The organism is Arthrobacter sp. OAP107 (assembly GCF_040546765.1).
Classification (GTDB): Bacteria; Actinomycetota; Actinomycetes; order Actinomycetales; family Micrococcaceae; genus Arthrobacter.
In genome coordinates this window covers 1,159,581-1,178,403 of record NZ_JBEPOK010000001.1, presented here as the reverse complement: position 1 = coordinate 1,178,403, position 18,823 = coordinate 1,159,581, and the positions used below count along the sequence as shown (strand labels likewise).

Here is an 18,823-nt window from a genome sequence, read left to right as displayed (position 1 = left end):
CGCTATATGACCCGGAACCTGGTTCTGCCCATGCTGGTGACGTTGTTCACGGCACATTGATGGAACAGCTAACAGGCTAAGCCCACCGCTATATGAAGGCTGAAGGTAAACAGGGAAGACGCAAATATCTACGATACGGCAAAACCCCACGCGTGTCTACCCCACTTGCCAGCAGAAAGCAAGCACCGTTGCCACGGGCACCTAACCGGAATGCACCCCGCCTTCCCAGCGTTGAATGGATAGGTGACCGGGCTCACGATACCCTTAGGCCAACCATCGACCAAAAGATCGGAAGAGAATATCCATGAGCAACTCCGCGGACAACAGCGACGTTGTCATCCTGTCCGGCGCGCGCACCCCGCAGGGCCGGCTGAACGGGCAACTGGCGAGCTTCACTGCCGTCGAACTCGGAGCGCACGCCATCAAGGCGGCCATCGCGGCGAGCGGACTGGAAGCCGATCGGGTGGACGCTGTGATCATGGGCCAGGTGCTGCAGGCTGGGGCCGGCCAGAACCCGGCACGCCAGAGCGCCATCGGCGCCGGCATCGGCTGGAACGTCCCCACCGTGACCATCAACAAAGTCTGCCTCTCCGGGCTCACGGCCGTGATCGACGCGGCGCGGATGATCCGTGCCGGCGACGCCACCGTCGTCGTCGCCGGCGGCCAGGAGTCGATGACGCGGGCGCCCCATGTCCTCCCCGGCTCCCGCCAGGGCTGGAACTACGGCACCGTCCAGGCGCTGGATGTTGCGGCACACGATGGGCTGACCGATGCTTTCGACGGCCAGTCGATGGGTCTGTCCACCGAATCCAAGAACCTGACGCTCGGCATTGACCGCACCGCGCAGGATAACGTGGCCGCCAGTTCCCACCAGCGTGCCGCAATCGCGTCGAAGAACGGCGTTTTCGACGACGAGATCTCGCCGATCAGCGTCAAGCAGCGCAAGGGTGATCCCGTGGTGGTATCCACCGACGAGGGCGTCCGGCCGGACACCACGGTGGAGTCCCTGGCCGGCCTGCGGGCCGCCTTCGTCACCGACGGCACCATCACGGCAGGCAACTCCTCTCCCCTGTCCGACGGCGCCTCCGCCCTGGTGCTGACCTCACGGAAGTTCGCGGAGGAGAACGGCCTGGAGTACCTGGCTGTTGTGGGCAAGCCCGGGCAGGTGGCCGGGCCGGACAACTCCCTGCACTCCCAGCCCTCCAACGCCATCCGGAACGCGCTGGACCGGGCCGGCTGGAGCACCGCGGACCTGGACTTCATCGAGATCAACGAGGCGTTCGGCTCCGTGGCAGTGCAGTCCCTGAAGGATCTGGACTACCCGCTTGAGCAATGCAACATCCACGGCGGCGCCATCGCACTGGGCCACCCCATAGGCGCCTCCGGCGCACGGCTGGCGCTGCACGCGGCGCACGAGCTGAAGCGGCGCGGCCGAGGCAAGGCGGCAGTCTCACTCTGCGGAGGCGGCGGCCAGGGCGAGGCCCTCCTGCTGTTCCGTGATTAATGGACGGCGGCACGCATGAAGGGCGGGACTTGTGAGCGGTAGGGAACGGTTCCTTGCCGATGCCGCGGCGCACGGCCTGGACGTCCAGCTCGTCGAGCGGCTGGCGGCCCACAGTCTCGAGGAGGCTGCAGAGATCCTCGGCATCAGCCCGGCGGACATCGTGAAGTCCCTCGTGGTGAAGCATAAGGACGGCAGCTTCCTCTTCGCCCTCATCCCGGGCGACCGCCAGATCTCGTGGCCCAAGCTGCGCAGCCTGGTGGGCGTCAACAAGCTCTCGCTCCCGGCGGCCCACGTGGCGCTCGAGGCAACCGGCTACGAGCGCGGCACCATCACTCCCCTTGGCAGCACCACGGCCTGGCCCGTCTATGCGGACCGGAGCATCGCCGGCAAACGGATTTCCATGGGCGCAGGCCAGCACGGCTACAGTGCCTTCGTGGACGCCGACGCCCTGGTCTCGGCCCTCGGCGCGGTACTTGCGGACATCAGCGAACCCAACTAGCTCGCATTAAAGCAACGGGGGCCCACACCCGCAGGGTTCCCTGGCCGAGCTTGCGAGGCTAGGGTGCGGGTGGGGAGGGTCATTTAGCGCCCAATTCGACCCTTGGATTGGGCGCTAAATGACCCCGCGTTGTTTGTTAAATCGCGTTGTCTGTTAAATGCAGGAATCCCCGCCCACCGGAGTGGACGGGGATTCCTGGAAAGGCAGCGTTACTTGAGGGTAACGGTGGCGCCAGCTTCTTCGAGCTGAGCCTTTGCCTTCTCGGCAGCTTCCTTGGTGGCGCCTTCGAGAACAGCCTTGGGAGCGCTGTCAACCAGGTCCTTGGCTTCCTTGAGGCCGAGGGAGGTGATGGCGCGAACTTCCTTGATCACTGCGATCTTCTTGTCGCCAGCAGCTTCGAGGATGACGTCGAAGTCAGTCTTCTCTTCGGCTTCTTCTGCAGCGCCACCGGCAGCGGGGCCGGCAACAGCAACAGCAGCTGCGGTAACTTCGAAGGTCTCTTCGAAGAGCTTGACGAACTCGGAGAGCTCGATGATGGTCAGTTCCTTGAAAGCTTCAATGAGCTCTTCGTTGCTGAGCTTCGCCATGGTTGGCGTCCTTCCTATAAAGGTGGCCGGGGGCTGAATGCCGCCGTTCCACCGGAGTCTTTTGGGGAGAGAGTTAGTTCTCTTCGGCAGCGGCTTCGGCCGGAGCCTCTGCTGCTTCTGCGGCCGGAGCTTCTTCAGCGGCGGGAGCTGCGGCTTCAGCCGGAGCACCGTTCTCTTCTTCAAGCTTGAGGCGCAGTGCGTCGATGATGCGTGCAGCAGCGGCAGCAGGGGCCTTGAGGACGCCTGCAACCTTGGCGAGCTGCAGCTCGCGGGACTCGAGTGCTGCCAGGGCAGCAACTTCGCTGGCGTTCAGTGCCTTGCCCTCGAAGTAACCGGTCTTGATGACCAGCTGCTTGTTGGCCTTGGCAAAATCCGTCAGGCTCTTGGCAGCTGCAACTGCGTCACCCTTGATGAACGCGATTGCAGTGGGGCCGGCGAGCTGGCCGTCGAATGCTTCGACACCAGCTTCCTTGGCTGCAATGGCGGTCAGGGTGTTCTTGACGACCGCGAACTTGGTGTCCTGGCCGAGAGAAACACGCAGCTGCTTGAGCTGTGCAACGGTGAGCCCACGGTATTCGGTCAGGACAGCGGCGTTCGATTCCTTGAAATCGTTAGTGATCTCAGCTACTGCTGAAACCTTGGTAGGCGTTGCCATAACCCTCCTTCCGGGGATAGTGCCGGTATTCCGGGTCCCCGCTCAGGTGAGCTAAAACTAAAAACGCCCCGCGCAGATGCACGGGGCTTGGCTCAACGCTGTTCAAACAGCGGAACTTTGCTTCGTTCACCTGCGCCGGCCGCCCTATGTTCAGGGTCCTTCGTCCGGAAACCCACTGGCTCTTCCGCACACAACTGCAGAGTTGAGCTGAGCTCGAAAGAGTGGGAATCCAACAACCGACGGTCTTTGGTAGTTCAAGCTTACGGGACGGCTTGGCCGATAACCAAATCGTGCTGGCCGCCGGCTCCCTAGCTCCTGCTGGGCCCCAGGTCCGGCAGTTCCTTCTGCCAGATCCCGGTGACTCCCGCCGTCGTGAACCCAAGCTGGTGGTTGACCGTGAGAAGATACCGGTTTTCCGGCGCGTTCCACGTGTAGATCACGCGCGCATCGGGGAACTGCTCGGTGAGGCGCTCCATGTTGGCCACCTTGATGAGCAGGCCGAGCTTGTTGCCGCGGTGTGCCTGCAGCACCACCGTGTCGTCCTGGAAAACGACGTCCTGCCGCTGCGCCAGGACGCTGATGGTGGTCAGCCCCACGAGCGTCTCCGTGGCGATATGTTCGACGGCGGTCACCACCGTCCGCCGTCCCTGGGAAATGGTGACTTCCTCGGCTTCCCGCAGGATCCTGGCGTCGAAAACCATGCTGTCGTCGTCCGCCGGCCCGGCGTCACCGCCGGCCTGGTTTTCGAGGGCAGCCACCGCTTCCAGCCAGCGCTCCGGGCAACGGTCGGTCCAGTGGTGCAGGCGGTAGCGGCCGTTGTTGGCCTCCTGCGCCTCAGCCTCGAGCTCGGCCACGAGCTTGCTGTCCAGCGGCAGCGCGCACGAGCTGAACTGTTCAATGTGCTGCAGCGTGTAGCCGGTGCGCTGGGCGAAATCCACCTCGCGGCTGCCCAGCGGCACATAGCCCTGGCCCGATCCGGGCACCAGCTGCTCGGGCGCGAATTCGTGCAGGGACGCGCCGGGATGGTTGGTGTCCACCAGGATCATGGTCCGGCCCTCCTCCCGGGCGAAGTGTTCGGCGGCCTCCAGCAGCTGCCTGCCCACGCCCTGGCGCTGGTACTCGGGGAGGATGTCCAGCGTGAACTCGGCAAGGTCCACAGTTGTCCGCGAGGGGAAGGGCGATGTCCACGGTGCCCACGATTTCGTCACCGATCTTCGCCACGAGGATCACCTGACGCTCGTATGGGTCATCGAGTTCGAGCAGCTTTTCCACGGGCGTGTAGGCGAGGTCGTCACTGCCCCAGGTATCCATCCGGACCTTGCGACCCACCTCCACTGCAGCGAGGAAGTCAGCTGCATCGGCAGCATCCACGGAGTCAGGAATCCACAGCCGCTCGATCCGCACCTCTTTTGCCATCATCCCCAGCCGTTTCCGCCGCTTGCCCTTAAGGGTGCGGGCTTGAGTCCACGCGGTGTATCCGTCGCCAGCATATGCCGGTTAACGCCGGCGCTGCCACTCACCGTCGTACCCTGCCGGACGGAACCCCAGGGCAACGTTGATGGCCAGCATGTGGTCATTCTCGGCGGCGTTGAATGTGAGGACCCGTTCCACTTCGGGATGCTCCTGCTGCAGGCGCCGGAGGTTGAGCACCTTCACCAGCATTCCCAGCCGGTGCCCGCGGTGCGCCTTCGCCACCAGGGTGTCGTCCTGTTCGGCCAGCCACGGTTTTTCGTCCGTGTGCTGCAGCACCGAGTAGGCGGCCAGCTCGCCACTCGCCTTGTGCCGGGCGACTGCCACCAGTGACTCCAGGCCCGTCCGCTTCCACTCGTCCTCGAGGTGCCGGACACGACGGGCGTCCCACACCTCGGCGTCATAGTGCAGCGCCCCGGCCGGGGTATCCGTGCTCATCCGCGACATGAGCTCTGCCATTTGCTCCACGTACTCATCCGGGCAGCGGTCTGTCCAGCCGATGATCTCGTAACCGTCCCCGGCTATGCGGGCGGCCTCCCGTTCCAGCGCGTCCAGGACACCGTCCGACGGCGGCATGTCCAGTGCGCTGAAGCGCGTCACCTGTTCGAGGGTGTAGCCGGCCGCCACGGCGAACCGTACGCCGCGCGCCGCGGCCGGAACTCCGCCCGTGCCCGTTCCGGGCTTCAGGATCCCCGTCGCGTCCGCGTCAAACCCGGGTGGATGCTCGGTGAAACTCTGCAGGGTGCTGCGACCGTCCTCCTCCGCCAGCGCCTCTGCGTGCCGCAGTAGTGCCTGGCCGATGCCGCGGCCGCTGAACTCATTGAGGACGTCCACCCGGACGAACGCATCCTGCAGGTTTTCCTTTTGCGTAAGTCTCACCCAGGATCTCGCCACCATGCGGCCGTCCAGTCGCACAAAGAAGAGCCGCAGCCTCGCGTAGTCATCGTCCCGCCATCCCTCCAGCCTGCCCTTGCGGGGCGCTGCCCGGTCGAGGTTCCCCCAGGTTTCCAGCACCACGGCGTCGCTGAGGTCGCTGAAGTCGTGGAAGTCCGTGGCGTCGGTAGCGTCAAGTGACGCAGGCAGGAAAAGCGGCTCGATCCGGTAGGAGGGCGTCGTCACCGGATCAGCCTAGCCGCAACGCCCTGCGACCGACAGAGCCCTCCAGAGCGGTGCCGGCGCACCTGACTGGAGTCCCGCCGTCGTATGACTGGAGTCCGCCGCCGTACGTCAGGGCAACGAACTTCAGGGGGTAGCGAGCGACGGCCGTCGCAAACGCAAAAGGACCGCCCGGCAAATGCCGGACGGTCCTTTGGTGCGGCCGGGAGCCGGCCGCAGGTTCGCGAGGATTAGGCCTCGATGAGAACCTTGGTGACGTTGGGGTCAACGGAGATGCCGGGACCGAACGTGGTGGCAACCGTTGCCTTCTGGATGTAGCGGCCCTTGGAAGCGGACGGCTTCAGGCGGAGCACCTCTTCGAGGGCGGCGGCGTAGTTCTCGGCCAGCTTGACGGCGTCGAAGGAAACCTTACCGATGATGAAGTGCAGGTTGGAGTGCTTGTCGACGCGGAAGTCGATCTTGCCGCCCTTGATGTCGTTGACAGCCTTGGTGACATCGGGGGTGACGGTGCCGGTCTTCGGGTTCGGCATCAGGTTACGCGGACCCAGGACCTTACCGAGGCGGCCAACCTTGCCCATGAGGTCAGGGGTGGCAACGGCTGCGTCGAAGTCGGTCCAGCCGCCGGCGATCTTTTCGATCAGGTCGTCGGAACCAACGAAGTCGGCGCCGGCAGCGATTGCTGCTTCGGCCTTCTCGCCCGTGGCGAACACGAGGACGCGGGCCGTCTTACCGGTGCCGTGGGGCAGGTTGACCGTGCCGCGGACCATCTGGTCAGCCTTACGGGGGTCAACGCCCAGGCGGAAGGCAACCTCAACGGTGGCGTCGAACTTGGACGGGTTGGTGTCCTTGGCGAGGGTTACTGCCTCGAACGGCGCGTAAAACTTCTCCGCGTCGATCTTGGCGGCGGCTGCCTCATATGCTTTGCTGCGCTTTGCCATGCTGCTTTTTCTCCTTGTGCAGTTGTGGTCTACGGACCGCGCTGGGCCCTGCCACAGCCGCGAGTCCGGCGGTTTTATCCGTGTCGGAACTTGCGGCATTTCAATGTTTCAGTGGTGCCGGTTTCCCGGCGGTGCTGTCCGGCGTCTTCCCGTTTCCCGGATCCGTCGCCGCATCAGCGGGGGGGAATTAACCCTCGACGGTGATGCCCATGGAGCGGGCGGTGCCGGCGATGATCTTCGCTGCGCCTTCGAGGCTGGTGGCGTTGAGGTCTTCCATCTTGGTGGAGGCGATCTCGTTGACCTGGGCCTGGGTCAGCTTGGCAACCTTGACGGTGTGCGGGGTAGCTGAACCCTTGGCGACGCCTGCAGCCTTCTTGATGAGCTCTGCAGCCGGCGGAGTCTTGGTGATGAACGTGAACGAACGGTCTTCGTAAACGGTGATTTCAACAGGAATAACGTTGCCGCGCTGGGCTTCCGTCGCAGCGTTGTACGCCTTGCAGAATTCCATGATGTTGACACCGTGCTGGCCAAGCGCAGGACCGATCGGCGGAGCCGGGTTGGCGGCACCTGCCTGGATCTGCAGCTTGATGAGGCCGGTGACCTTCTTCTTGGGAGCCAATGTAGGGTCCTTCTCTCAAATGCGTCCTGGGACACAGGAGCGTGCCTCAGGTGGTTGACCGCCATGGCGAGGCGGTCGGCCGTTCCGGAACTGCTAAAGCTGGCCGTTCCGGAACGAGTTCTGGGGTGATCGGCTAGATCTTGGTGACCTGGTTGAAGGCCAGCGTGACCGGGGTCTCGCGTTCGAAGATGGACACCAGCACCACGAGGGTCTGGGAATCCACCTTGATCTCGGAGATCGTGGCGGGAAGGGTCTCGAACGGGCCTTCCTTCACGATGACCGACTCGCCGACCTCGAAGTCGACGTTGACCGGAGCGGCAGCCTGCTTGGCGGGCTTGCCCTTCTCCGCCTGCTCCTCTTCGAAGACCGGCGCGAGCATGGAGAAGACCTCGTCGAGGCGCAGCGGCACGGGGTTGTGGGCGTTGCCCACGAATCCGGTGACACCCGGGGTGTGGCGGACGGCGCCCCACGAGGCGTCGGTCAGGTCCATGCGGACCAGCACGTAGCCGGGGATGCGGACGCGGTTGATGACCTTGCGCTGAGCGTTCTTGATCTCAACGACTTCTTCCATCGGCACCTGGATTTCGAAGATGTAATCTTCCATGTCCAGGGTCTGGATGCGGGTCTCAAGGTTGGCCTTGACGCGGTTTTCGTAACCGGCGTAGGAGTGGATGACGTACCAGTCACCCTCCTGGCGGCGCAGCTTGGACTTGAACTCTTCGGCCGGGTCGGTGGCCTGGGCGGCAGCAGCGGCCAGGACGTCTGTCCCTTCGGCGCCTTCCTCGGCGTCCTCTCCGGTCACGTCGTCGGCGTCTTCCTCATCGGAAGCGCCGGTCTCGTCCTCATTGGAAGCGTCAGCGTCGTCTTCAAAATCGGCGTCGCCTTCGGAATCGGGCGCAGCAGACTCAACCTCGGAGCCCTCAGCGGACTCAGCCGCGGGGTTCTGGGTTTCATCCAGCTCAGTCTCAGTTACCTCGAGCTCCTGCTCAGACACTTGGTCTCCTGCTTCCTCATTGCCTAATTGCCTATTTAAATGGCTCAATTCCGCACACCCCGCAACTCCCTGCCGTTTCCGGCCGGAGTCCACGCAGTCTGCGGACCGATCGCCTTAGCGGTCCGTGGGGCCTGTACCGCTGAAGACCCAGCCCACCGCGGTGCCGAACGCGAGGTCCAGCAGGGTGACGACTACCATCATGATGACTACGAATACGAGCACCACGAGCGTGTAATTGATCAGTTCTTTGCGGGTGGGGGCTACGACCTTCTTCAGTTCGCCAATGACCTGGCGGATGAAGAGTGCGATGCGAGCGAAGAAGCCGGCCTTGGCGGCCTTCTTTGCGGGGCGGCCCTTGGAGCTGCTTGCAGCTGTTTCGGTCACCTGTTCCTCACTCATCCTCGCAAGTCGGATTACCCGGCTCTGAACTGAACCTTTGATTGCTGCGCTTGCTCCGGCTTTCGCCGGAACAGCCTGCGCAGGGCAGACAGGACTCGAACCTGCAACCTGCGGTTTTGGAGACCGCTGCGCTACCAATTGCGCCACTACCCTATGGATCAAAAACCGACAGAGGCCGCGCTTCCCCAAAGCTATCTGGGGCGCACGTCATCATCCGTGTTTTCAACACCGGAGAACCAGTCTACGCAACAACTGCGCTTACGTCGAACCAGCCTCATTTCGGACCGTTTCCGGCTTTTGAATCCGCGCCGCACCGCAGTCACAAATCCGTGTTCCACCTCGAACGATCCGGTGAACAGCATAGAGTAGATTCCGTCGAAATCCACCATTCAGCTCTCCAGCTGCAAGCGAAGAACGGACCCGCCATGTCTTCCGCCCGCGTTTCCCAACGCATTTCCGCCATTGCCGAATCCGCCACACTTGCTGTCGACGCCAAGGCCAAGGCGCTGAAGGCGGCCGGCCGGCCGGTGATTGGCTTCGGTGCGGGCGAGCCCGACTTCCCCACTCCGGACTACATCGTCCAGGCCGCCATCGACGCCGCCAGCCAGCCGAAGTACCACCGCTATTCCCCCGCCGGAGGCCTGCCCGAGCTGAAGAAGGCCATCGCCGAGAAGACGTTCCGGGACTCCGGCTACAAGGCCGACCCGTCCCAGGTGCTGGTCACCAACGGCGGCAAGCAGGCCGTCTACAACACGTTCGCCACCCTCGTAGATCCAGGCGACGAAGTGATTGTCCCCACGCCGTTCTGGACCACCTACCCCGAGGCCATCCGCCTCGCCGGCGGCGTCCCGGTGGAGGTCTTTGCCGGTCCGGAGCAGGACTACCTGGTGACCGTTGAGCAGCTCGAAGCAGCCGTCACGGACCGCACGAAGATTCTCCTGTTCGTCTCGCCGTCGAACCCCACCGGCTCGGTCTACTCGCCCGAGCAGGTCGCCGAGATCGGCAAGTGGGCCGCCGCCAAGGGCCTGTGGGTGGTCACCGACGAGATCTACGAGCACCTGACATACGACGGCGTTCCGTTCACCTCCATCGCCACCGCCGCCCCCGAACTGGGCGACAAGGTAGTGATCCTCAACGGTGTTGCCAAGACCTATGCGATGACCGGCTGGCGCGTGGGCTGGATGATCGGGCCCGCCGACGTCATCAAGGCCGCCACCAACCTGCAGTCCCACGCCACCTCCAACGTGTCCAACATTCCGCAGATTGCCGCCCTGGCAGCCGTCTCCGGCCCGCTCACCGCGGTAGATGAGATGAAAGTGGCCTTCGACCGCCGCCGGAAGGCCATCGTGGACGGGCTCAATGCGATCGAGGGCGTTGAATGCCCGACGCCGAAGGGCGCCTTTTATGTGTACGCGGACGTCCGCGCGCTGCTGGGTAAGGAATTCCCGACGGCGAACGGTACGGTCCGCCCGGAGACCTCGGCCGCGCTGGCCGCGCTGATCCTGGACGAGGTGGAGGTGGCCGTGGTTCCCGGTGAAGCCTTCGGCCCGTCCGGCTTCCTGCGGCTCTCCTACGCCCTGGGTGACGACGACCTCGCCACCGGCGTCGGCCGCCTGCAGGAGTTCCTGGGCAAGGCCCAGTAACCAGGCAAGGCGCAATAGCTCCAAACGCTCCATCACCTCCTGCAGGAAAATCACGGATCCTCTCTCACTTCCTGCAGGAAATCTTCAAACGCTCCCGCACCAATTGTTTTTGGTGCGGGAGCGTTTGCGTTTCGGCGGCAGGACGTGATCGAGCGTTGGGGGGAAAGGCGGCAGGTAGTGAGGAAGCGTGTGGCTAGAGGAGGCGGCGTTCGGCGGCCCACTTGGTCAGTTCGTGGCGGCTCGACAGCTGCAGCTTCCGGAGCACGGCCGAGACGTGGGTTTCGACGGTTTTGATCGAGATGAAGAGCTCCTTGGCCACTTCCTTGTAGCTGTAGCCGCGGGCGATCAGCCTCATCACCTCAAGTTCGCGGGCGGAGAGCTTGTCCAGTTCGTCGTCGGCGATGTCCGCCGGGGCGGTGCCGAAGGCATCCAGGACAAAGCCTGCCAGGCGTGGGGAGAACACCGCATCTCCGCTGGCAACCCGGAATACGGCGTCGGTGATTTCCGCGCCGGAAATGGTCTTCGTAACATAGCCGCGGGCACCGGCGCGGATCACAGCCACCACGTCCTCGGCGGCATCGGACACACTCAGGGCAAGGAACCTGGTTGTTCCCAGCAGCGCCGCGGAGCCCGTGATGACCTCCCGGCCTCCCCCACCGCGGCCACCGGGCAGGTGCACGTCCAGCAGCACGACGTCGGGCCGTGCTGCGGCAATGACCTCGACGGCCTGTTCCACCGTGCCGGCCTCGCCGACCACCACCACGCTCGGGTCCAGGTCAGCCTTCAGGCCGGACCGGAAAATCGCGTGGTCATCCACGATCACCACCCGCACGCTTCTTCCCGCCGCGCCTGCCCCTGCCGGTGTACTCATGACTTCCCTTCCCCGCTGTCCGCGACGTCCGCGACGTCCGCAGGCAGCCTGAGGCGCACCTCGGTTCCGTCGCGTCCGCTGTTGATTACGGCGTTGCCGCCGTGCCGCTTCATCCGGCCAATAATTGATTCACGCACGCCCAGCCTGTCGTGCGGGACGGTATTCAGTTCGAAGCCCGGGCCGCGGTCTTTGACGAAGACGTCCGCGCCGCCGTCGGACACTTCGAGGTAGACCGAAACGGGACCGCCACCATGGCGGGCAGCGTTCAGCATGGCTTCGCGGCTGGCCTGGACCAATGCCTCGTGGCGCTCGGTCATCTCCGTATCGCCCACGGTCACGACGTCGACGGCGTTTCCCAGTCCGTCCTCGACCTCGGCCGCGGCGGCCTTGATCCGGTCCGAGAGCTGTCCGGCGTCACGGGCGGGGTCCTGGAAAAGCCAGCCCCGCAGCTCGCGCTCCTGGGCCCGGGCCAGGCGGACGACGTCGTGTTCGTTGCCTGCCCGCCGCTGGATCAGGGCAAGGGTCTGGAGGACGGAGTCGTGCAGATGGGCGGCGATCTCCGCCCGCTCGGTCTCCCGCACGCGTCCTGCCCGTTCCGTTTCCAGGTCACGCCAGAACTTCAGGCCCCACGGCAGCAGCACCAGCGCCACGCCGCCCAGCACGGCCACGGAGGCGAGCAGCGCGAGCCAGGTCTGCTGCCATGAGCCCGACCCGGAGACCATCACCAGCACCCCGGCCACCACGAGCGCGAGGCCCGCAGCCAGCCGCGCCCAGCCGCCCGCCTGGTCCGCCTTGGCTTTGTCCACCAGCCCTGCCCTACGGGTTTCATCCAGCTGCATCCAGGCAATCGCCGCGCCCCCGAGTATCGCCGCCGCCGGGATCAGGGTGCCGAGGGGCACCTCCACCCCCAGCAGCCTGGCGATCATGATTGCGGCCACAAGCAGGAGTCCTGCGCCCAGCAGGATCTCCTTGCCGTAGCGCATGCTGCGGATCCGGAACCACGCGCCTGCCCCGGAAACGGCGGCAGCCGTCGGAGGCTGGGAGGCGGCGCCGTCGTCGTACTCCCCCGCAGGCGGGGGAACGGCGGAGACCGAAGGGACAGCGCCCGGCGAAGGGACAGCGCCCGGTGAAGGGAAAGCGCCCGGTAAAAGGAGGGGGGCCGGCCCGGGCTGCAAGCCCATGGGCGGCAGGCTCACGGCAGGTGCAATGGGCGACGCCGGGCGGCGGGCATTGCGCCTGGCGCTCTCGTCCGCGGTGGGAACCATGATCCACAGCCACGCGTAGAACGCCAGCCCCGCGCCGCCTGCGAAGGCGGCCACCACCATCCCAATCCGGACCATGCGCACCGGCCAGCCAAGATGGGCCGCCAAGCCGGAGCAGACGCCGGCAATCACGCGGTCGCTGCTGCGGACCAGAGGCGGGCGGACGGGGGCTGTGGTCATGCATCAATCCAAACACGGATCAGGGTTCGCGAGGCCTGTTATGAGGGTGAACCCGGGGTAAGTCAGGGACGGCTCAGGGTGTTCCCCAATAGAGGACTGACCAGCGCAAACGGCAAGATCGAGGTATGAACTCGCAGAACCCCAACCCCAATGAAGGCCAGCAGCCGGGAACCCCGTCCGAGGGCGGCACCGGCCAGGAACCGGCACACGATGCACGACCGGAAAACGCCGGTCCGGAAAACGCCGGTCCGGAGAATGCCGGTCCGGAAAGCGCCCGTCCGGGAAACGCAGAACGGGAACACACTGAACCGGAAAACACGGAACCCGCTGCGCCGGAAAATCCCACGAAGCCGCTGTTCACACGCTCCGGAACGCACGCCGGACCGGCTTATGGCGCCCCCGCTTACGGCGCCGGCTACGGCCACACGGCCCAGCCGCTGAACTTCTTCGACTGGATCCGCAGCCACGGCATACACCGGGGACGCGACCGCTGGATCGGCGGCGTCTCGAGCGGCGTTGCGGAGAGGATGGGCATCGACCCGCTGATCGTGCGCGGCATCTTCATCGTGCTGACGCTGTTCGCAGGCATCGGCGTCCTCCTGTACGGCCTCGGCTGGGCCCTGCTGCCTGAGCCCGACGGCCGGATCCACACCCAGGAGGCAGGCGCCGGCCGCTGGAGCACCGGAATGACCGGCGCGCTCATCACCTCGATCGTCGGCCTCACCGGCATAGGCGGCGGCTTCTGGGGATGGGGCCACGACGGCTTCGGCTTCTTCTGGGCGCTGTTCTGGATCGGCGGCATCATCTACCTGATCTACTTCCTGACCCAGCGCAACAAGAACCGCAGCGGAACACCCATGGGCAGCGCCACCGGAGCCCGGGCCGCCTACGGCTACACAGCCCCCGGCAACCCGCCGGCGACCGCTACAGCGGGATCCACGGCGTCCTCCGCGTCACCGACCTCCGCAGCACCATCCTCCGCATCATCATTCCCCGGGTCCTCCTTCGCCACCGGCAGCCACACGCCCACCCAGCCCTACACGGTGCCGCCAACCCCGGACGCCATACCCTCATACGGCCAGGCAAGCCAGCACGGCCCTGCAACCCCGTACGGCCCGGCAGCCTCCACTGCCCCCTACGGCGGCGGCCTTCCGCCCCGCCGGCCGGCTCCGGTTCCGGTGCCCGCACCCGCCCCCAAGTCGCGGCCCAGCGGCCCAGGCACTCCGGCGGTAGCCATCACCGCCGGACTGGCGCTGCTCGCTGGCGGAACGCTCAAGGCGCTCGACGCCGGCAACCTGATTGATCTCGGCGATTCAGCCAACGCCGTGGTCTGGGCAGCCGGTGCAGCGGTCCTTGGCCTTGGCATCCTGCTGGCCGGGATGCGCGGCAGGACCTCGGGTGTCCTCGGGTTCTTCGCCGTGATGGCGCTCATCGTCGGCGGCATCTTCAGCGCCGTGCCCAACGGTGACCGCTTCCGCTTCCAGAACGCGGACTGGAACCCGGTCACCATCGAACAGGCCCGCCAGGGCTTCCAGATCACGGGGGGCCGGGGAACTGTCGACCTGACCGGCCTGAACCTGAACCCGCCCCTGGGCACCGACGTCGTGATTCCCCTTGATGCCACGGCAAGCAACGTAACCGTCATCATCCCCCGCACCGTGCCGGTGGATGTCCGGGCCGACATGACCCTGGGCAACCTGAACGAGGGTACGGAGAGCCGGGGCGGGATCACCTCCCGGCAAAGCAGCTACAACTCGGACAAGCCCGGCGCCCGCCTGATCCTCCAGATCGACGGCACCGTGAGCAACATCGCCATCCAGGAAGGAAACTGACATGAGCAGCTTTGATCCGTCAGCGGAAACAAACCCTCTGCCCAAACCGGCTGCCACGGGAACGGACAAACCCGCAGAGGCGCCCGCCCGGGTAGGCACCATCGTCTGGGGGCTCGTGGTCCTCGCCCTGGCCGTTCTGATCGTCATCTCCCAACTGGGGATTGTGGTCCTGAACGGCACTTACGTGCTGATCGGCCTGATGATCGGGGCCGGGGCCGCATTGGTGATCGGCGGGCTGCTCTCCGCACGAAAACGTGACAACAGCACAACAAACGGGAAGTCTTGAACCATGGAAAAGTTCTTCAGCATTGTCAGGGGCCTGGGCCTGAAGCGCGGACCGCAACGTTGGCTTGGCGGCGTATGCGGCGGAATCGCCGGGAAGCTGAACGTGGACGTGGCATTCGTCCGAATCGCTTTTCTCCTCTTCTGCCTGCTGCCGGGCCCGGCCGTCGTGTTCTACCTCGCGGCGTGGCTGATCCTGCCGGACCAGAACAACTCCATCGCCCTTGAGTCCTTCCTCGAGAAGCGCGGCATAGGCCGGTAGAGCCCGTTGGCGGGCAGCCGCCGTCGTCCATCCATACAGTGCCCCCGTTCCCGCCGGAACGGGGGCACTGTGCTGTCGTGGACCATGCCGGCCCAGGCGTCCTGGGCCGGCGTCCGGACCCCGCGGCGGTGTAATCGTTTGTGTCCTACCCCACACTCCGCACTAGAATCTCTAATTGAGCTCAGCGTGGCGCTCTGCCCGTAAACCCTTCGAACCAGGATTTGAGCCAAGAAAATGAAAATCGGAATCCTCACCAGCGGCGGCGACTGCCCCGGACTGAACGCCGTTATCCGCGGCGCCGTCCTCAAAGGCATTGCCATCCACGGCCACGAATTCGTGGGGTTCCTCGATGGTTGGCGCGGCGTGGTGGAGGGTGACATCATCCCCATTCCCCGTACCCTTGTCCGCGGTATTGCCAAGCAGGGCGGCACCATCCTCGGCACATCGCGCACCAACCCGTTCGAGAACGGCGGCGGACCCGACGTCATCAAAGCCCACATGGAACGGTTGGGCATCGACGCCATCATCGCCATCGGCGGCGAAGGAACCCTCGCGGCCGCCAAGCGCCTCACCGACGCCGGCCTGAAGATCGTCGGCGTTCCCAAGACCGTGGACAACGACCTCGACGCCACCGACTACACCTTCGGCTTCGACACCGCCGTGCAGATCGCCACCGAGGCCATCGACCGGCTGCGGACCACCGGCGAATCCCACCACCGCTGCATGATCGCCGAGGTCATGGGCCGGCACGTCGGCTGGATCGCACTGCACGCCGGCATGGCCTCCGGCGCCCACGCCATCCTCATTCCGGAACAGAAGACCAGCATCGAACAGATCACCAAATGGGTGACCGAGGCCCACGACCGTGGCCGTGCACCGCTGGTAGTGGTTGCCGAAGGGTTCGTTCCGGAGCACATGGAAAGCCCGCACTCCGAACGCGGCCTGGACACCTTCGGCCGGCCGCGGCTGGGCGGCATTGCCGACCAGCTGGCCCCGGAAATCGAAGCCCGGACAGGCATCGAAACCCGCGCCACTATCCTGGGACACATCCAGCGAGGCGGCGTACCGTCCGCCTTCGACCGCGTCCTGGCCACCCGGCTGGGCATGGCCGCCGTCGACTCCGTGGTGGAGGGCCGCTGGGGCACCATGGTCTCGCTCAGCGGCACCGACATTGACCATGTGGGCTTCGAAGCAGCCCTGGGCAAACTCAAGACGGTCCCGCAGCACCGCTACGACGAGGCCGCCGTCCTCTTCGGCTAAGGTCCAGGGCTGGTTCCTGGCAGCGCGAACGTACAGTTGTGGCCCCTGATTCTGCGGAGTCAGGGGCCACACCTGTACGTTCGCGCCTGTCTGACGGCAGGGATCGGTAGGCTGGGATCATGAGTCTCGACCCCGGATCCGCCGCCATCATCCAGCTGGCCTGGGCCCGCCGCCTGGGGCTCGACGATGGCGCTTTCGCCCGCGCATTGGAAACCGGCGAGCGGATCACCAGGGCTGACGATGCAGCGCAGTCGGTCGAGTTCGTGCGGCTGTTCGGCAGCTCGGCCTTAGTAGGTCCGCACTGGGCGCTGGACGCCGCGGCCGGCATTTCCGACGAGGAGATGGCCCAGCACGTCACCCTGCTGACCATCACCCGCCGGCACGGAGGCCATGGCCAGGGCGCCGCCGCACTCTTCTTCGCCGACGACCTGCCGCTGCTGCAGCCCGCTGAGGAGCTGACGGTGTCGCACGGCAACCCGGAAGCTATTGAGCTCGAAGGCCTGTGCCCGCCCGACGACGTCAACGAGGTGGGCCTGTCCGACCTCGAGAACCGCTACACCATCATTCACGACGACGAGGGGCAGCGGGTACCTGTGGCCTGCGGCGCCTACTCCGAATGGGAAGGCATCCTGGCGCACATGGGCGTTCTGGTGGCTCCCGACTGGCGCCGCCGCGGGCTGGGATCGCTCGCGGCCTCGGTGGCCGCCCACGAAGCACTGGCCTCCGGTCTGACGCTGCAGTGGCGCACCGATGTCAGCAACAAGGGCTCGCTGGCCACGGCACGCAGCCTGGGCTTTTCCACCGGCGGCATCCAGACCAGCGTGCTGCTGGGCTAGCGTGCTGCTGGGCTAGGCGGGGCGCCGCATCGGCGTGAATCGGCGGCCGGCCGCCTCAGCAGCCCGCGCCACCCTGGCGCCGGCCGCCAATCGCGCTAGCGCGTCGTCGCCTCCGCGTCCTTGCCGGCAGGCCGCTGCCCGCCCCAGCCCTGGACGGCCTTGGGCTTGGCGAAGAACAGGGCCACGGCGGCGCCGAGCACGATCACAGCCGCAGGCAGCATGATCGACTGGCCCATGGCCGTCGCGAAGCCGTCATGGAGGGCGGGAGGCAGCTGGCCGCCGAAGCCCCCGGCCTCGCCCGAACCCCCAGGCGTCCCGCCGGGTGCCGCCGGAAGTTCCGCGGCGAGCCGCGCCTGCATGAGCACGGCGATGGCGGCACTGCCGAGGACAGCACCGATCTGCCGCGTGGTGTTGTACACGCCCGCGCCGGCACCCGCCTGCCGCATGGGCAGGTTGCGGGTGGCGGTGGAGCTCAGCGGCGCCCAGATGCCCGCGTTCGCGAAGCCGAGCATCGCACTGGGCAGCAGGAACAGCCACACGGGCGTGTCCGGATGCATCAGGGCCGAGTTCCAGAACAGCGCCGCCGCCATGAGCAGCAGGCCAGTGGACGTAATGTATTTGGGGTTCACCCGGTCAATGATCTTGCCCACCAGCGGCGCGAGCCCTCCGGAAATCAGCGCCATGGGCGCCATCATCAGGGCCGACTGCGTGGGGGTCATGTCCCGAACGATCTGGTAGTAGAAAATGAGCGGCAGCCCGAAGGCCGTGACAGTGAAGCCCACCGTGGTGATCCCGATGTTGGCCAGCGAGAAGTTGCGGTCCCGGAAGAGATCCAGCGGCAGCAGCGGCTCGCCCTTGTTGGCCGCCTGCCAGCCGACAAACAACGCCAGCACCACGATGCCGCTGATGATCAGACCCCACACAGTCACCGGGCCGGCGATGGTGCCCCAGTCGTAGGTCTCGCCTTCCTGGATGCCAAAGACAAGGAGGAAAAGTCCGACGGCGCTGAGCACCACGCCGGGGACGTCGAACCTGTGCGGATGGGTGGTGAGGGACGGAACGAATCGCCAGGCAAGGATGAAGCCCACGATCCCGATCGGCACGTTGATGAAGAAGATCCACTCCCAGCCAAGCCCGTCCACGAGCACGCCGCCCAGGATCGGACCAACCAGCGTGGCCACACCGGCGGTGGCGCCCCACAGGCCCATCGCGGCGCCGCGCCCGTCAGGCGGGAATATCCTGGTGATCACGGCCATGGTCTGCGGCGCCATCAGCGCAGCGCCCAGGCCCTGCAGGACGCGGGCAGCGATGAGCATTCCGACGGTGCCGGACAGCCCGCACCACAGCGACGCGAGGGTGAACACCACGAGGCCGGCCAGGTACAGCCGTTTGGGTCCGAACCTGTCACCCAGCCTGCCGGTGATCAGCAGCGGCACCGCGTAGGCCAGCAGGTAGGCGCTGGTGACCCAGATGACGGCGTTGATGTCCGTATCCAGCCCCTCCATGATGCGTGGGTTGGCCACCGAAACGATGGTGGTGTCGATCAGGATCATGAAGAACCCGATGACGAGGGACCAGAGTGCAGGCCACGGCCTGGTGACGTTCTCCAAAAGC

General features: G+C 65.7%; 18 protein-coding genes, 1 tRNA gene and 1 pseudogene. 8 read left to right on the top strand and 12 right to left on the bottom strand.

Going from position 1 to position 18,823, the window contains the following annotated elements; all coding sequences use genetic code 11:
* The first annotated feature begins 304 nt into the window (after window positions 1–304).
* Together ABIE00_RS05495 and ABIE00_RS05490 are read left to right on the top strand one after the other, a co-directional pair.
* A complete protein-coding gene (locus ABIE00_RS05495; RefSeq protein ID WP_354257773.1) occupies window positions 305–1,504 on the top strand; it encodes an acetyl-CoA C-acetyltransferase in 1,200 nt (399 codons plus the stop codon).
* 31 nt (window positions 1,505–1,535) lie between these two features.
* Window positions 1,536–2,003, top strand: coding sequence for an aminoacyl-tRNA deacylase (locus tag ABIE00_RS05490; protein WP_354257770.1), 468 nt, complete (start codon window positions 1,536–1,538; stop codon window positions 2,001–2,003).
* Between the two features lie 209 nt (window positions 2,004–2,212).
* Here ABIE00_RS05490 and rplL read toward each other — a convergent pair whose 3' ends face one another.
* The 9 genes and pseudogenes from rplL to ABIE00_RS05445 all read right to left on the bottom strand — a co-directional run bounded on the left by rplL (window position 2,213) and on the right by ABIE00_RS05445 (window position 8,934).
* Window positions 2,213–2,590: a 50S ribosomal protein L7/L12 gene (gene rplL / locus ABIE00_RS05485; protein ID WP_331572370.1), complete on the bottom strand. Its 378-nt coding sequence runs from the start codon at window positions 2,588–2,590 to the stop codon at window positions 2,213–2,215.
* A 73-nt stretch (window positions 2,591–2,663) separates the two neighbouring features.
* Window positions 2,664–3,245: a 50S ribosomal protein L10 gene (gene rplJ, locus ABIE00_RS05480; RefSeq protein ID WP_076801202.1), complete on the bottom strand. Its 582-nt coding sequence runs from the start codon at window positions 3,243–3,245 to the stop codon at window positions 2,664–2,666.
* Window positions 3,246–3,553: 308 nt separating this feature from the next.
* Window positions 3,554–4,661: pseudogene (locus ABIE00_RS05475) on the bottom strand (GNAT family N-acetyltransferase).
* An 81-nt stretch (window positions 4,662–4,742) separates the two neighbouring features.
* Window positions 4,743–5,834, bottom strand: coding sequence for a GNAT family N-acetyltransferase (locus tag ABIE00_RS05470; RefSeq protein ID WP_354257765.1), 1,092 nt, complete (start codon window positions 5,832–5,834; stop codon window positions 4,743–4,745).
* A gap of 227 nt (window positions 5,835–6,061) precedes the next feature.
* Window positions 6,062–6,769 carry a 50S ribosomal protein L1 gene (gene rplA / locus ABIE00_RS05465; protein WP_331572376.1) on the bottom strand — a complete coding sequence of 236 codons (708 nt, stop codon included), beginning with the start codon at window positions 6,767–6,769 and terminating at the stop codon, window positions 6,062–6,064.
* Between the two features lie 187 nt (window positions 6,770–6,956).
* Window positions 6,957–7,388: a 50S ribosomal protein L11 gene (gene rplK / locus ABIE00_RS05460; RefSeq protein WP_003803853.1), complete on the bottom strand. Its 432-nt coding sequence runs from the start codon at window positions 7,386–7,388 to the stop codon at window positions 6,957–6,959.
* A 133-nt stretch (window positions 7,389–7,521) separates the two neighbouring features.
* Window positions 7,522–8,382 (bottom strand): transcription termination/antitermination protein NusG, encoded by an 861-nt coding sequence (nusG, locus tag ABIE00_RS05455; protein ID WP_354257761.1) that lies wholly within the window; start codon window positions 8,380–8,382, stop codon window positions 7,522–7,524.
* A gap of 114 nt (window positions 8,383–8,496) precedes the next feature.
* Complete coding sequence (gene secE, locus ABIE00_RS05450) at window positions 8,497–8,781, bottom strand: preprotein translocase subunit SecE (RefSeq protein ID WP_354257758.1); 285 nt, start codon at window positions 8,779–8,781, stop codon at window positions 8,497–8,499.
* Window positions 8,782–8,861: 80 nt separating this feature from the next.
* A tRNA-Trp gene (locus ABIE00_RS05445) sits at window positions 8,862–8,934 on the bottom strand.
* Window positions 8,935–9,206: 272 nt separating this feature from the next.
* Here ABIE00_RS05445 and ABIE00_RS05440 point away from each other — a divergent pair.
* Window positions 9,207–10,424, top strand: coding sequence for a pyridoxal phosphate-dependent aminotransferase (locus tag ABIE00_RS05440; protein ID WP_354257755.1), 1,218 nt, complete (start codon window positions 9,207–9,209; stop codon window positions 10,422–10,424).
* Window positions 10,425–10,617: 193 nt separating this feature from the next.
* On the opposite strand, the gene ABIE00_RS05435 is transcribed toward ABIE00_RS05440, so the two are convergent.
* Window positions 10,618–11,295 (bottom strand): LuxR C-terminal-related transcriptional regulator, encoded by a 678-nt coding sequence (locus tag ABIE00_RS05435; protein ID WP_354257752.1) that lies wholly within the window; start codon window positions 11,293–11,295, stop codon window positions 10,618–10,620.
* A complete protein-coding gene (locus tag ABIE00_RS05430; RefSeq protein WP_354257749.1) occupies window positions 11,292–12,737 on the bottom strand; it encodes an ATP-binding protein in 1,446 nt (481 codons plus the stop codon). The genes ABIE00_RS05435 and ABIE00_RS05430 overlap by 4 nt, the downstream gene beginning before the upstream one ends.
* Before the next feature lie 125 nt (window positions 12,738–12,862).
* On the opposite strand from ABIE00_RS05430, the gene ABIE00_RS05425 reads away from it, so the two are divergent.
* The 5 genes from ABIE00_RS05425 (at window position 12,863) to ABIE00_RS05405 (ending at window position 17,209) form a co-directional block, all read left to right on the top strand.
* Entirely contained in the window at window positions 12,863–14,569 is a 1,707-nt protein-coding gene (locus tag ABIE00_RS05425; RefSeq protein ID WP_354257746.1) for a PspC domain-containing protein, read from the top strand.
* 1 nt (window position 14,570) lies between these two features.
* Window positions 14,571–14,855 carry a hypothetical protein gene (locus ABIE00_RS05420; RefSeq protein ID WP_354257743.1) on the top strand — a complete coding sequence of 95 codons (285 nt, stop codon included), beginning with the start codon at window positions 14,571–14,573 and terminating at the stop codon, window positions 14,853–14,855.
* A 3-nt stretch (window positions 14,856–14,858) separates the two neighbouring features.
* A complete protein-coding gene (locus ABIE00_RS05415) occupies window positions 14,859–15,113 on the top strand; it encodes a PspC domain-containing protein (protein ID WP_354257740.1) in 255 nt (84 codons plus the stop codon).
* Window positions 15,114–15,347: 234 nt separating this feature from the next.
* The gene (locus ABIE00_RS05410) at window positions 15,348–16,373 is read left to right on the top strand and encodes a 6-phosphofructokinase (RefSeq protein ID WP_354257737.1); all 1,026 of its coding nucleotides are present in this window, start codon (window positions 15,348–15,350) and stop codon (window positions 16,371–16,373) included.
* Between the two features lie 119 nt (window positions 16,374–16,492).
* The gene (locus ABIE00_RS05405; RefSeq protein WP_354257734.1) at window positions 16,493–17,209 is read left to right on the top strand and encodes a GNAT family N-acetyltransferase; all 717 of its coding nucleotides are present in this window, start codon (window positions 16,493–16,495) and stop codon (window positions 17,207–17,209) included.
* Window positions 17,210–17,304: 95 nt separating this feature from the next.
* Here the strand turns inward: ABIE00_RS05405 and ABIE00_RS05400 are convergent, their stop codons facing one another.
* The gene (locus ABIE00_RS05400; protein ID WP_354257731.1) at window positions 17,305–18,819 is read right to left on the bottom strand and encodes a DHA2 family efflux MFS transporter permease subunit; all 1,515 of its coding nucleotides are present in this window, start codon (window positions 18,817–18,819) and stop codon (window positions 17,305–17,307) included.
* Window positions 18,820–18,823: the final 4 nt, after the last annotated feature.